This window comes from Nostoc sp. T09, from assembly GCF_002154695.1.
Taxonomy (GTDB): Bacteria; Cyanobacteriota; Cyanobacteriia; order Cyanobacteriales; family Nostocaceae; genus Aulosira.
This window is the reverse complement of record NZ_MTAV01000206.1, coordinates 1-12,265: the sequence shown is the minus strand read 5'-3', so window position 1 is coordinate 12,265 and position 12,265 is coordinate 1. Positions and strand designations below refer to the sequence as shown.

Sequence of the window (12,265 nt, the reverse complement as noted above, 5' to 3'; positions counted from 1 at the left end):
TCTGCACTTCTTCTTGGCTGCATGGCCTGTAGTCGGTATCTGGTTTACCGCACTGGGTGTGAGCACAATGGCGTTCAACTTGAACGGTTTCAACTTCAACTCCTCTGTGATTGATTCTACTGGTCGCGTCATCGGTACTTGGGCTGATGTGATCAACCGCGCTAACCTGGGTATGGAAGTGATGCACGAGCGTAACGCTCACAACTTCCCCTTAGATTTGGCTGCTGGCGAAGTTGCTCCTGTTGCATTAACTGCTCCTGCTATCAACGGCTAATTTCTGAGAAATCAACAATAGCTTCTGTGTGAATGATAAGCGCTCTCCCAATCGGGAGGGCGCTTTTGATTTTCTACAGTTTTCACCCGACTAGCTGAGGCGATCGCACTTAGTAACCAAGTATTCTGGTCACTGTTGAACTTTAGGTTAGAGATTTACAAATAATGGCAACAATTACTATTTACGGCAGCCCTGTTAGTACTTACGTTCGGACAGTCCGGTTGTTACTTGAAGAAGCAGATGCAAATTATAAACTTAAAGAAGTCAATATTTTGGCTGGTGAAAACATCTCAGCCGAGTACCTCAGCAAAAATCCATTTGGTAAAATCCCGACCGTAGAAGTTGATGGGGAACTGCTTTATGAGACGGCTGCTATTAGCGAATATCTTGATGCTGTCGTAGCAAGTAACAAGTTTAGCCCGTCTAATCCGCTTTCTAAAGCTCGGATGCGCCAGATTATGGCAATTATTGATAGCTATCTCTATGGTTCTGCGATCAAGACAATTGTCATACAGCGTCTAATTGTGCCAAATCAAGGTGGTCAAACAGATGAGGACGCGGTGAAAAATGCTATTGCACCAGCAAAAACAGCGCTAGAGGCGATCGAGTCGCTCACCGTTGGTAGTCCATATTTGCTTGGCAGCGAATTGAGCATTGCAGATTTCTACTTGATTCCTATCTTCACTTACCTCTTGAAAACCCCAGAATTTGATGCAATTACCGCTCAAACTCCTAAACTCAGGACTTGGTGGGATGAGGTCAACCAGCTAAAGAACGTCAAACGAGTGTGCAGGTAACAATAGTTGTTGTTGTGTGCGATTGTTTACCTTAGAGAGGATTTATAAGGTTAGAATGATGCAAAAAAAGGTGCGATCGCGCACCTAATGACACCTTAACTACCATCTGCTAGTAAGGAAAAATATTCCAGCAATCTCACACAGCGAAGCAATGTGTGGTGAAAATTTTAAACTGCCACTGCTGGTACTTTGTAGTAAGCAGGTTCATTTCCTGGTTTCCATTTGATGTTACAACCGATACTCGGTTTCTGTTCCCAAGTAATCACGCGATCGCGTAAAACATCTTCAATTGCTCTGCGCAAATCCGCCCCAGTCACAGGTTTATCGTTCTTGGGGCGGCTATCATCTAACTGACCACGATAGACCAGCTTGCGGTCAGCATCAAAGAGGAAAAAGTCTGGAGTGCAAGCAGCAAAAAAGTTTTTCGCAGATTGCTGGGTTTCGTCGTAAAGCAAAGGATACGATAAATCGAGTTCTTGGGCAAAGGTTTTGAGTAATTCTGGGCCATCATCGGGGTGAGTGTTGACATCATTGGCACTAATTCCCACAATTCCCACGTTGCGATCGCTGTAGTCTTTACCCAGTTTTGCCAATTCCAATTTGATATGCTGCACAAAAGGACAATGGCGGCTGAGAAATATCACTAGCAATGCCTTTTTCTTAGCAAAGTTGGAGAGTGAAATCGTTTCACCTGTAACTACATCTGGTAAATGAAAATCAGGTGCTAAAGTGCCCAAAGGTAGCATTGTTGAAGGGGTCAGCGCCATAGATATAAAACTCCTTGATTTGTAAACTAAGAAACTACTGAAGCAAGAGACATCATTAGACTTCTTGCAGAAGTCGGTTAAAGGGAAAGGGGAAAAGGGGAAAGGAACTCAAAACCCTTTCCCTTTAACCTTTTCCCTTTCCCCCCTCTTGTAAAAATATATTTTTGCAAGAGGTCTATTGATTATTCTCTTGCCCCGATTATGCAGAGGAACCAACAGCTATCGGCTCAGGTGCAATGGGAACTTTGGTGAACTGATTTACTGGACGAGGTAGACCAAGATTCTCGCGCAGGGTTCGACCTTCGTACTCAGTCCGGAATAAACCACGACGTTGCAGTTCGGGAATTACCAGTTCTACAAATTCATCCAAACCACCTGGTAACCAGGGTGGCATGATGTTATAGCCATCTGCTCCCCCATTGACGAACCAATCTTCTAATTGATCGGCAATCTGTTCTGGTGTTCCCAAAATTTGCCGATGGCCGCGCGCACCAGCGATCCATAAATACAGTTGTCGGATGGTTAAATTCTCTCTGTGAGCCAGATCGGTCAGTAACTTCTGACGGCTTCTACCACCGTTGGTCTCTGGTAATTCCGGTAACGGACCATCCAACGGGTAACCAGACAGATCGAATCCGCCGAGCATTCCCCCAAGCAAAGACAATCCCACCTCGGGATGAATTAACTCCTGAATCCGATCGAATTTGTCTTTCGCTTCCTGCTCGGTCTTGCCAATCACCGGGAATATACCTGGCATAATTTTCAGATGGTCAGGCGATCGCCCATACTTAGCAAGTCGGCTTTTAACGTCAGCATAGAAGGCTTGTGCCTCTTCTAGGGTCTGCTGTGCGGTAAAGATTACCTCTGCTGTTTGAGCCGCCAGATTTTTACCATCTTCAGAAGACCCAGCTTGGATAATCACCGGATATCCCTGCACTGGACGGGCGACGTTGAGGGGCCCGCGGACTGAGAAATGCTCGCCCTTGTGGTTGGGAATATGCAGTTTATCAGAATCGAAGTAAATGCCTGACTCTTGATCGCGTAAGAAAGCATCATCTTCCCAACTATCCCAGAGTTTGGTGACCACTTCTACAAACTCTCTGGCACGTTCATAGCGGAGCGTATGCTCCATATGCTTTTCGCGATTAAAGTTTAGGGCTTCGGCTTCAGTTGCGGAGGTAACGAGATTCCAACCAGCACGACCGCCACTTAAATGATCCAACGAGGCAAACTTACGAGCCAGGTGAAAAGGTTCGTTGTATGTGGTCGATACCGTTGCCGTCAAGCCAATATTTTCTGTAACTACAGACAGCGCCGACAATAGCGTTAAAGGTTCAAATTGCACAACCTTGCCCGTTCGGCTCAACGCCTGAGCATCTTGACCGCGATCGCGTACAGCTACGCCGTCAGCAAGGAAAATCATATCAAATTTCCCTCGTTCAGCCGTTTGCGCGATCCGCTGATAATGCTGGAAATTCAGCCCTCCATCAGGCTGCGCGTTGGGATGCCGCCATGATGCCACGTGATGTCCGCTACCCGGCAAGAATGCACCTAGTCTCAGTTGTTTTTTGTTAGTACTCATTTTCTGTATGCCCGCGTCTTTGCGTCCCTACGTGTTTTCAAGCAACAGCCAAGCTAGGGATGTACTTAGAAGAATCTCCTTTGACAGCTTCACTATGTTTGCCATTAACACCGACTGGTAAATCGCCAGCAATGGTGACTCGCTGAACATGACGAGGTTGGTTGCCGTAATCTGCGATCGCGTAATGTTGAGTAGCTCGGTTATCCCAGAACGCCACGTCACCAACTTGCCAACGCCAGCGCACTGTGTTCTCAGGACGAGTTATGTATGCCTGCAACAGCCGAATGATGTCGTCCGATTCAGTTGTCGATAGCCCACGAATTTGGCGAACAAAACCACCGATAAATAGACCCTTTTCTCCAGACTCTGGATGGACGCGCACAACCGGATGCAGAGTCTCGTATACAGTTGAGGTGAACACATCTCGGTAAGCTTTGACATCTTCAGGAATATCAACTGCGGCGACTGCATAGTCATAGGCATTGCTGTGTACAGCCCAAAGCTCATCCGCAAGGTTACGTAGATACTCTGGTAAATCTTGATAGGCAGCAACGGAGTTTGCCCAGATAGTGTCGCCTCCGGCTGGAGGGATAACAAGCGCTCTTAAGACAGAGCCAAGGGGTGGGCGGTCTACGAAGGTAACATCAGTATGCCAGGTATTAGCGCGTGTAGCAGTTTTACCGTAATTCAGGTCAAGGACTTCTGGGTGTCCGGGAAGTGATGGCACAGTGGGATGAGCTGTCGTCACCTCACCGAACCGACGCGCAAAGGCAACTTGCCCGTTAGCGTCGAGTTGCTGGTTCCGGAAGAAGATGACTTTGTATTTGACTAAAGTCTGACGGATATCGCTGATGATATCGTGACTGAGATTGGTACTTAGATCAACGCCGATAATTTCGGCACCAATACGTCCTGCAACTGGTTTGATGTCAAAGTGTTGAGAACTCATATTTGTATACCTCCAAGTTGTGTAATGCTATTTTTGACTGATTGTTGATGGAGTAATTGCTGCATACTGTTCAGATGTCAGCGTGGCTTCCTGAATATTGATAGGTTTAGGAATCAAGCCATTTTTATAGAAGTAATCTGCAACTCGTTGTTGTTCCTTAATTAAATCTGGAGAAATAGCTCTCAATCCATAGGCACGACGACTGACTACCAAGTCCATGACATCTGGGGGTAGTTTTTGAAATGGTAAAATTAGCTTGGCAGTCTCTTTTGGATGCGCCTCTGCCCAACGCTCAATTTTATCTATTTCCTCAATAACTATCCGCAGCAGTTCAGAATTCTCACTTGCAAACTGCTTTGTGCCGATATAGTATCCACCAGGTGAATCAAGTCCTTGAGAATTCCTGATAATTCTTACCTTACCCAATTTTTCAGCCCTAGCCAGATGGGGATCGCCGGTTACCCAAACAGGTATTTTCCCTTCTAAAAAGGCACTACTTGCTTCTACGTTGGGTATACTCAGGACTTGAATATCGCTATATTTCAAACCCGCATCTTCTAAAGCTCTGAGGATGAAATAGTGAGATGCAGAAGCTTTTTGAAAGACTACTTTTTGCCCTTTGATATCCTTGACACTCTTAATCGGAGAATCTGGTGGAACAGCGATCGCACTTCCTTTACCAGTATTTTCAGTTCGTCTTCGACCAACAATATAAGCGATCTGAGCACCAGCTGCTTGGGCAAAAATGGGGGGAGTTTCTCCAACAGAACCCAAATCTATTTTGCCGACATTCATCGCTTCCATCAGTTGCGGCCCTTGGGCAAATTGGGCCCATTCTACCTTGACTCCCAAGGGTTCCAAACGCTTTTCTAGTACGTTCGTAATCCTAACCAAATCACCAGCTTGTTGATACCCCATGCGGAGTACTTTAGTTTTGATACCTGATGTCTTAGTATCCGATACATTACTAGCAGGAGATTGGCTATCTGCTTTTTGGCTTTGTTGCGTGCAACTGATTAACGTCAACGAAGTTGCTAGAGTTAACAATCCAGGTACTACAAGCAGTGTAAAGCGGCGAAAGATATTGATATATTGAGGTTTTACTGTGGCAACCATAGGTTTTCTGTAAAAAATTTTTCAGCTTGTTTGCCAACAAACAAGTAAGTTTACTTAGCACTGCTCTGCAATGGCTGGGGATTGGGACAAGGGAGAAAAATAATCACGAATCCCCTGCCCCATGTTCTTAACTAACGACCAACACTCACTAAATATTCTTCTGCTTCTTTCTCAATTGCCGTACCCTTGAAGAAGTCACGATTGAGACTGGTGTACAACTCTAAAGGATGAGTTGAGAGGAAGTAACGCAGGTCTTCTTCACTGAGAAGACCGCGTTCTACGAAGTTGTAAGCGTTGGAAGTAACCGCTGTAATATCAGGTACATCCCAATGACCGGAATCTGAACCTAAGAAGGCTTTCACGCGATCGCCTAATGGATTCGCCTTTTGATGAAAGGCATAAGCAACCCGGAGGTCGTCTGATTCTGTGCCGAAGTAGAAGTGATTCAAAAAGCGATCGCGCACATCTGCTGCTTTGGTAATCCCAGCCGCCGCAAATTCATCAAGTTCGCCTGGATCTTCTGGTGCAAAGTATTGTCCATGGAAGCCTAAACCACTACCGATTTGCTCTAAGCGACCTTGGAATTCTGGCCCACCATAACCAGCGAATAGTTCCCGCAATTCTTCCCGGTTGACGTTACCAGGATGATTATTCTGCAAAATCTCTGGGTTACGAGTTTCCCAATGCCAGATAATGTCGGTGTAGAGGCTAGCACCCCAAGCCGAACCACCTTCAAGAAAGGCAAATTTTAGGGTGGGGAAACGACGAGTAACACCACCAAAGAAGAGGGCTTTGCAGAATGCTTCACCTGCGGAGGCAAAGTGTCCAATGTGGTTGTATTGATAATTGGAAATCGAGCGACGTGCAGTCCAACCCATACCAGAAGCATGGGTGGTAGGAACAACTTTCAACTCTACGCATTTGGCCCAAAAAGGATCGTAATCGTAGGCGCTATCTAAGGCGAAAGTATCAATCCAAGTTGCTTCTCTTTGGACTTCTTCAGGATATTTCTCGAAGCCAGGAATCACACGAGTAACGTAAGCGGGAATTTGAATTGCTTTGAGTCCTAGTTCTTTGACTGCATATTCCAATTCCGCGATCCCCTCTTCTGGTGTGTTGAGAGGAATGGTGGCAATCGGAGTCACGCGATCGCTATAAGCACGGAAGATATCTGCATGATAAAGGTTAGCTGCTCGACAAACTGCCCGCCGCATTTCTTCGTTTTTGATTTGCGGTGCTAGGGTTGCCAAGTTGGGATACAACACAGCAAAGTCTGTTCCCGCTTCTTGCAAGCGTTCATGTAGTAGCTTTGGCAGGGTAATCGTTGCCAGATCTAAGGTGTTCTTAGTGGGACGACCCCAGAAGGGAGGACGAGCAGTACGATAAGTACGACGTTCTTCCCAAGTTTGCTGGAACCAACGATAGCGACCAGCACCAGGTAGATGTTCTCGGAAGCTATCCGCAATCTTAGAACCGCCTACTTGAGCCAAATAATCGAGAAAAGCAGGTTCAAATTCCTGGGTATGCACATCGGTATCAATGATGGGATAACCTAGTTGCTCCCGAATTTGTGCTGAGCGAGTCTTCTTCGTTGGACGTTCAAGGGCAATTGTCATGATAATTTCTCCACATTTAAGTGACTTGTTGGCTTTCACAAGTCGTAAACCCTGACAAAAATTGAGCTTCTCGATGGAGCAAAAATTAAAATTCTCAAGGCATTACCTGACGGCTTTCGCCTAGCCTTAGGGAATGTCTATATTTGAGAATGCCTCCAACAAACGACAACAGATGCGCCGATCTCGTCTACACCCGTAGATATCCAGAGGATGTTTTTGGAGGAACATTCCAAGTTAATAATTTTTTGCCCCAGCAATGCCTGTGAGAAAAAACGAGCATTATTCGCAAAAGCTATTTTTGCTTGATTCTCAAAGTGTCTGAATGATTGGTCTGTGCAGTATTTGCATCAGATATTAATTAAATACGGTTTACCGACCGATATATCGTTGATTATTTAAGCAGTATTGCATAACCCTAACGACAATACAAGCCTTCAGTAAACAAAGTATACGTTGCTCTAAATTTATTAGCTCCTAATTATTAGATAACCTAAATTTATGTCCAATTGGTTTTTCATCAGGTTTACAAGCCTTATTTCTGGTGTTTACAGCCTAATATAAGATATATACTATAAATCGACCGACAAACCGTAGTTTATTTTGAGCAGGTATTTACACAAGCCAAAGAGATCTCAAAATTCAGAATCTCCATAAATAAATTTGGCAGGGATTCTAGTTCTCAGTTCCTGATACTCATTCACTTACAACACAAGGAAAGCAGTTTATGACTAACCTACAACTTTACTTCGCCAAAGCCTCGACCTTCTCCCAAAGAACCCGTGTTGTTTTGCTGGAAAAAGGAATTGAATTTACCGCCATTGAAATAGACTTACAAAATAAACCCGAAGGTTACACGCAGATTTCGCGCTATGGCAAAGTCCCTGCGATCAAACATGGGGATTTAGAGATTTATGAGTCTGCCATCATCAATGAATATCTAGATGAAGTCTTTCCAGAGCCTGCCTTATTACCCCGTGAACCAGGAGCAAAAGCGATCGCACGCATCTGGATTGACTACGCCAACACTCGCTTAGTACCTGCGTTTAACAAATTCTTACGCGGTAAAGATAGCACTGAACAAGAACAAGGGCGCAGAGAGTTCATCGAATCCCTCTTGTATATTGAGCAAGAAGGATTAGGTAAGCTATCTGGTAATGGGCCATACTGGTTAGGTGACAAGGTAAGTTTAGTTGATATCAGCTTCTATCCTTGGTTTGAACGCTTACCAGTTTTAGAACACTTCCGCAAATTCACCTTGCCATCAGAAACACCGCGCATACAAAAATGGTGGAACACATTGCGCGATCGCGAATCAATTCGGGCAGTGGAAAATCCTGTTAACTTCTACATAGAGAGATTTACTAAAGTGCTTGGTGAACCTACCGCAGTCGGTGCGGCTCAAAAATAGGGTAATAATGCCAGTGTCTTTGTGGTGAACAGATTATTTTTGAACCACAAAGACACCAAAGCATCAAGAAAATACTATATCGCTCTTTTCCAGGTCTCCTTGACGTTCTCCAAGATAGTTAACTCCTACCCCAATGAACCAGGCGTTATCCGATCGCATTCAAAATTTTTACCACGCTCTCATCAATAGTTTCTTTGGCAGTGTAACAGGTAATTTCGGGGTTTAGCGGTTCTTCATAAGGGTCATCAATTCCAGTAAACAACTTAATTTGGCCATTGCGGGCTTTTGCATATAAGCCCTTGACATCCCTAGCTTCACAAACTTCTATAGGTGCATTGACATATATCTCAACAAAATTTTTGGTAGAGCAACGCAACTCATCTCTAACTTGACGGTAGGGGCTGATGAGAGACACTATGACGATCGCTCCATTGCGGCTGAGTAGGTTTGCAACATAACCAACGCGTCTAACATTGATATCGCGGTCTTCTTTAGTGAAACCCAATTCCACAGAAAGATGTTGGCGAATAGCATCTCCATCTAATAGTTCAACTAAGTATCCTTGTTCGCGGAGGTTGTTCTCTAATCGCTGTGCAATTGTAGTCTTCCCTGCGCCACTAAGTCCTGTTAACCACAAAATTACGCCATTTTGTTTCATGGGACTTCCAAACAATAAATTATCTTCACTTCTGCAAAACGAGTTTACTTCACCTGCTTTCTATCCTTTGTCTTTTTCGCTCATCAGTTTCCCGGTATAACTCGTATACTGGTGTAAAATCATGGATTTTGCAGCAAAGCTCCGATTCAGGTAGAACCCGAACGTACTTATCCAGAGACAAAGTGTAATGTCGGCTTTATCATGAGATATGGCTATGGAGCTACGACTAATGGAGGTAACAAGTAGTGAGCGATCGCCAGCCTTTTGAGTTTGGTACAGACCGTTAACCTAGAGCAGCCAGCCCTTTCAACGCGAACAAATGAACTACTAAATCAAAGGCTGAAACCCGCTCCCAGACTAGGGCTAAAAATGATGCTTCTGGGCTATCGATGCAATTTTATGCGATCGCAAATTCCAAACGGTCAATTTATTGCATCTGGAATGGAGCATTTTTAAGAGAATTGAGCGTGAGTCTGATTATGCAAGGGTTAATTGGGTGTGTATTTTTGGCAGAAAATCTAGTACAAATGAACGCGTTGAAAGGGTTGACCTAGAGCAGCCCTGAAGTTTTATCTTTTTATGATAAATTTGTACTAGTATCTCTTTTAAAGACTTAATAGTATTAATTAAGGCAAATAATTCCTGGTTTATAACAGTTTATTTATGATATCAGGGGATTTATAGCAGTAAATGGCTAAACAATGGTTAATTTTAGGTCTATTAGGAATTTTATTTCATGCAAAGGCGAGCGAGTACGTTTGGTTGCCAGACTTGTAAATGCGTAGCGGCCACTCTCACGAGTTCTCCGCCGCAGTAACCGCAGGGTAGCCACTGGCGTTGCAAAGCTAAGAGTTTTAAACACTTAATTTGCCAATTTCATACTTCCAATCAGCAATGCCCAAAAATCTTTCTCTTATACCATTACCTAATTTTCAAGAGAGATGAGCAATTTTCATCAAAATGGCAAAGGAGATGTAACTGATAGCAGCCAGAATCAGCAATACGCCTCCTTGGTAGAGCAACTTGATTTGATGATTCGGGCAAGGTATCCCTTACTGTATGTGATTTCCGTTGAAGAAGAACCTGTGGAAGAAGTGTTGCTGCAAGTTGCATCACGTTCTGTGCCAAAACGACAGATTTTATTTTGGGATATTGTCCGGGGTTGGAGTGACAATGGTGCAGATAAAGGTTCGGTGATGGCTGCATTAGCACGCATTGCTAAAGCTGACGCCCAAACAGCGGCGATGTTTGTACTGCGAGATTTGCATCCATTTGTGAAAAACCCTACCACTGAGAAGAATGCACCCATCGTTAGGGAATTGCGAAACTTAACGCGGGAGTTAAAGCGATCGCGTAAAACTATCATCACCACCAGCCATACTTTAGAACTTCCCAACGAGTTACTGCAAGAGGTGACAGTCGTTGATTTTCCCTTACCTAGCGTCAGTGAAATCGATTATTTAATTCAACAGTTAGTAGTACCAGATAAATTAAATGTTTCCGGCTTGGCGCGGGAACAGTTAGTTAAAGCCTGCCAAGGTTTAAGTCGCACCCGTATTTCTCGGGTATTGGCAAAAGCTTTAGCAGCTAAACAGCAGGTGAATGAGTCTGATATTGACGGTGTATTAGAAGAAAAAAAGCAAGCAATCCGGCAAACCGGGATTTTAGAGTTTTTCACACCGCAAGAATCACTCAAACGAGTTGGGGGATTAGATCAACTAAAACAATGGGTACTGATGCGCCAAGATGCTTTTACTGAAGAAGCCAGACGCTACGGTATTCCTAATCCCAAGGGTATGTTGCTGGTGGGGATACAGGGAACAGGTAAATCTCTCTCTGCTAAAACTATTGCCCATGAATGGCGGTTACCGTTATTAAGATTAGATTCTGGGCGTTTATTTGGCGGGATTGTCGGTGAAAGCGAAAGCCGTGTACGCCAAATGATTCAACTAACCGAAGCAATGGCACCTTGCGTTTTGTGGATTGATGAAATTGACAAAGCCTTTGGCAATATTACCACTGGCATTGATGGCGATTCAGGAACATCGCGCCGGGTATTTGGCAGTTTGATTACCTGGATGCAAGAGAAAACCAGCCCAGTTTTTATTGTCGCCACCGCAAATAATGTGCAAATATTACCAGCCGAATTGTTACGCAAAGGAAGATTTGATGAAATTTTCTTTTTGAATCTACCTACAGAAGCTGAACGTCAAGAAATTTTTAAAGTGCATTTGCAACGGTTACGTCCCAGCCGCCTGCGAGAATTTAACTTAGCTTTGTTAGCCAAACAAACTCCTAACTTCAGTGGTGCAGAAATTGAGCAAGTAATTATAGATGCTATGCACCAAGCATTTTCTACAAGAGTGGAGGGACAGAGGCGAGACTTCAATACAGAAGATATTTTACAGGCTGTAGCGCAGACAGTACCCTTAGCTGCGATCGCTCGCAATCAAATTGAAGCCTTGAAGCAATGGGCAGCTGAAGCAGGCGCAAGGGCAGCTTCCAATGATGTTCAATTAGTGGAGGAATTAAAGCAATACTCAACCCAACAAGGAATAGGGCCATTAGAAGTTGATTAAAACAGAAAAACTCTGCGTTCTCTGTGTCTCTGCGGTTCGTTTTTAAATGTAAAATTCACAATTAATTATGTCTCATTTCACAACTATCAAAGTTCAAATCAAACGCGGTGAAATTCTCCATGAAGTGTTGCAAGAACTAGGCTATCAAGTTGAATGCGGCACAAATGTACGTGGATATCAAGGTAATACAATTCAAGCTGAGTATGTGATTCGCCAGAAAAACGGTTACGATTTGGGGTTTCGTCGCAATGGTGAAAATTACGAAATAGTTGCAGACTTTTGGGGAGCGAAAATTAATCAACAACAGTTTGTTAACTCCATTAGCCAAAAATATGCTCATAAAACCTTGATGGCAACAGTGCAAGAACAAGGCTTTAATGTTGAAGACGAAGAAGTATTAGCAGATGGAACTGTGCGAGTAGTTGTAGGACGTTGGGTGTAACTATATCGTGGAACACAAGATCCCCGACTTCTTGAAGGATGCAGCTGGTGAATAAGGGGTAATACCCCTCGCTTACC

At 44.1% G+C, this 12,265-nt stretch carries 10 protein-coding genes and 1 pseudogene; 5 read left to right on the top strand and 6 right to left on the bottom strand.

The features are described from left to right. Together BV372_RS31505 and BV372_RS31500 are read left to right on the top strand one after the other, a co-directional pair. A pseudogene (locus BV372_RS31505) lies at window positions 1-274 on the top strand (photosystem II q(b) protein); the annotation flags it as partial. A 164-nt stretch (window positions 275-438) separates the two neighbouring features. Next, window positions 439-1,071, top strand: coding sequence for a glutathione S-transferase family protein (locus tag BV372_RS31500; RefSeq protein WP_086690951.1), 633 nt, complete (start codon window positions 439-441; stop codon window positions 1,069-1,071). 167 nt (window positions 1,072-1,238) lie between these two features. Here BV372_RS31500 and BV372_RS31495 read toward each other — a convergent pair whose 3' ends face one another. The 5 genes from BV372_RS31495 to BV372_RS31475 form a co-directional block, all read right to left on the bottom strand. After that, window positions 1,239-1,838, bottom strand: coding sequence for a thioredoxin family protein (locus BV372_RS31495; protein WP_086690950.1), 600 nt, complete (start codon window positions 1,836-1,838; stop codon window positions 1,239-1,241). A 199-nt stretch (window positions 1,839-2,037) separates the two neighbouring features. After that, the gene (locus tag BV372_RS31490) at window positions 2,038-3,420 is read right to left on the bottom strand and encodes an LLM class flavin-dependent oxidoreductase (protein WP_086690948.1); all 1,383 of its coding nucleotides are present in this window, start codon (window positions 3,418-3,420) and stop codon (window positions 2,038-2,040) included. 37 nt (window positions 3,421-3,457) lie between these two features. Next, entirely contained in the window at window positions 3,458-4,369 is a 912-nt protein-coding gene (locus tag BV372_RS31485; protein WP_086690945.1) for a TauD/TfdA family dioxygenase, read from the bottom strand. 27 nt (window positions 4,370-4,396) lie between these two features. Next, complete coding sequence (locus BV372_RS31480; RefSeq protein WP_086690944.1) at window positions 4,397-5,485, bottom strand: aliphatic sulfonate ABC transporter substrate-binding protein; 1,089 nt, start codon at window positions 5,483-5,485, stop codon at window positions 4,397-4,399. Between the two features lie 131 nt (window positions 5,486-5,616). Next, window positions 5,617-7,101: an amidohydrolase family protein gene (locus tag BV372_RS31475; protein ID WP_086690942.1), complete on the bottom strand. Its 1,485-nt coding sequence runs from the start codon at window positions 7,099-7,101 to the stop codon at window positions 5,617-5,619. 724 nt (window positions 7,102-7,825) lie between these two features. Between BV372_RS31475 and BV372_RS31470 the strand changes: the two genes are divergently transcribed. Continuing rightward, window positions 7,826-8,509 (top strand): glutathione S-transferase family protein, encoded by a 684-nt coding sequence (locus BV372_RS31470; protein WP_086690940.1) that lies wholly within the window; start codon window positions 7,826-7,828, stop codon window positions 8,507-8,509. Between the two features lie 145 nt (window positions 8,510-8,654). On the opposite strand, the gene cysC is transcribed toward BV372_RS31470, so the two are convergent. Beyond that, window positions 8,655-9,167, bottom strand: a complete 513-nt coding sequence (gene cysC, locus BV372_RS31465; RefSeq protein WP_086690938.1) for an adenylyl-sulfate kinase — start codon at window positions 9,165-9,167, stop codon at window positions 8,655-8,657. Between the two features lie 941 nt (window positions 9,168-10,108). Between cysC and BV372_RS31460 the strand changes: the two genes are divergently transcribed. After that, on the top strand, window positions 10,109-11,746 hold the full coding sequence (locus BV372_RS31460; protein WP_086690937.1) for an AAA family ATPase: 1,638 nt from the start codon (window positions 10,109-10,111) through the stop codon (window positions 11,744-11,746). Between the two features lie 67 nt (window positions 11,747-11,813). After that, on the top strand, window positions 11,814-12,188 hold the full coding sequence (locus BV372_RS31455; protein ID WP_086690935.1) for a DUF1257 domain-containing protein: 375 nt from the start codon (window positions 11,814-11,816) through the stop codon (window positions 12,186-12,188). The last annotated feature ends 77 nt before the right edge of the window (window positions 12,189-12,265 follow it).

What these genes read in the sequence shown, in the direction of transcription:
- BV372_RS31500 (WP_086690951.1), top strand. Translation starts at nt 439, where the DNA reads ATGGCAACAATTACTATTTACGGCAGCCCTGTTAGTACTTACGTTCGG.
- BV372_RS31495 (WP_086690950.1), bottom strand. Translation starts at nt 1,838, where the DNA reads ATGGCGCTGACCCCTTCAACAATGCTACCTTTGGGCACTTTAGCACCT.
- BV372_RS31490 (WP_086690948.1), bottom strand. Translation starts at nt 3,420, where the DNA reads ATGAGTACTAACAAAAAACAACTGAGACTAGGTGCATTCTTGCCGGGT.
- BV372_RS31485 (WP_086690945.1), bottom strand. Translation starts at nt 4,369, where the DNA reads ATGAGTTCTCAACACTTTGACATCAAACCAGTTGCAGGACGTATTGGT.
- BV372_RS31480 (WP_086690944.1), bottom strand. Translation starts at nt 5,485, where the DNA reads ATGGTTGCCACAGTAAAACCTCAATATATCAATATCTTTCGCCGCTTT.
- BV372_RS31475 (WP_086690942.1), bottom strand. Translation starts at nt 7,101, where the DNA reads ATGACAATTGCCCTTGAACGTCCAACGAAGAAGACTCGCTCAGCACAA.
- BV372_RS31470 (WP_086690940.1), top strand. Translation starts at nt 7,826, where the DNA reads ATGACTAACCTACAACTTTACTTCGCCAAAGCCTCGACCTTCTCCCAA.
- cysC (WP_086690938.1), bottom strand. Translation starts at nt 9,167, where the DNA reads ATGAAACAAAATGGCGTAATTTTGTGGTTAACAGGACTTAGTGGCGCA.
- BV372_RS31460 (WP_086690937.1), top strand. Translation starts at nt 10,109, where the DNA reads ATGAGCAATTTTCATCAAAATGGCAAAGGAGATGTAACTGATAGCAGC.
- BV372_RS31455 (WP_086690935.1), top strand. Translation starts at nt 11,814, where the DNA reads ATGTCTCATTTCACAACTATCAAAGTTCAAATCAAACGCGGTGAAATT.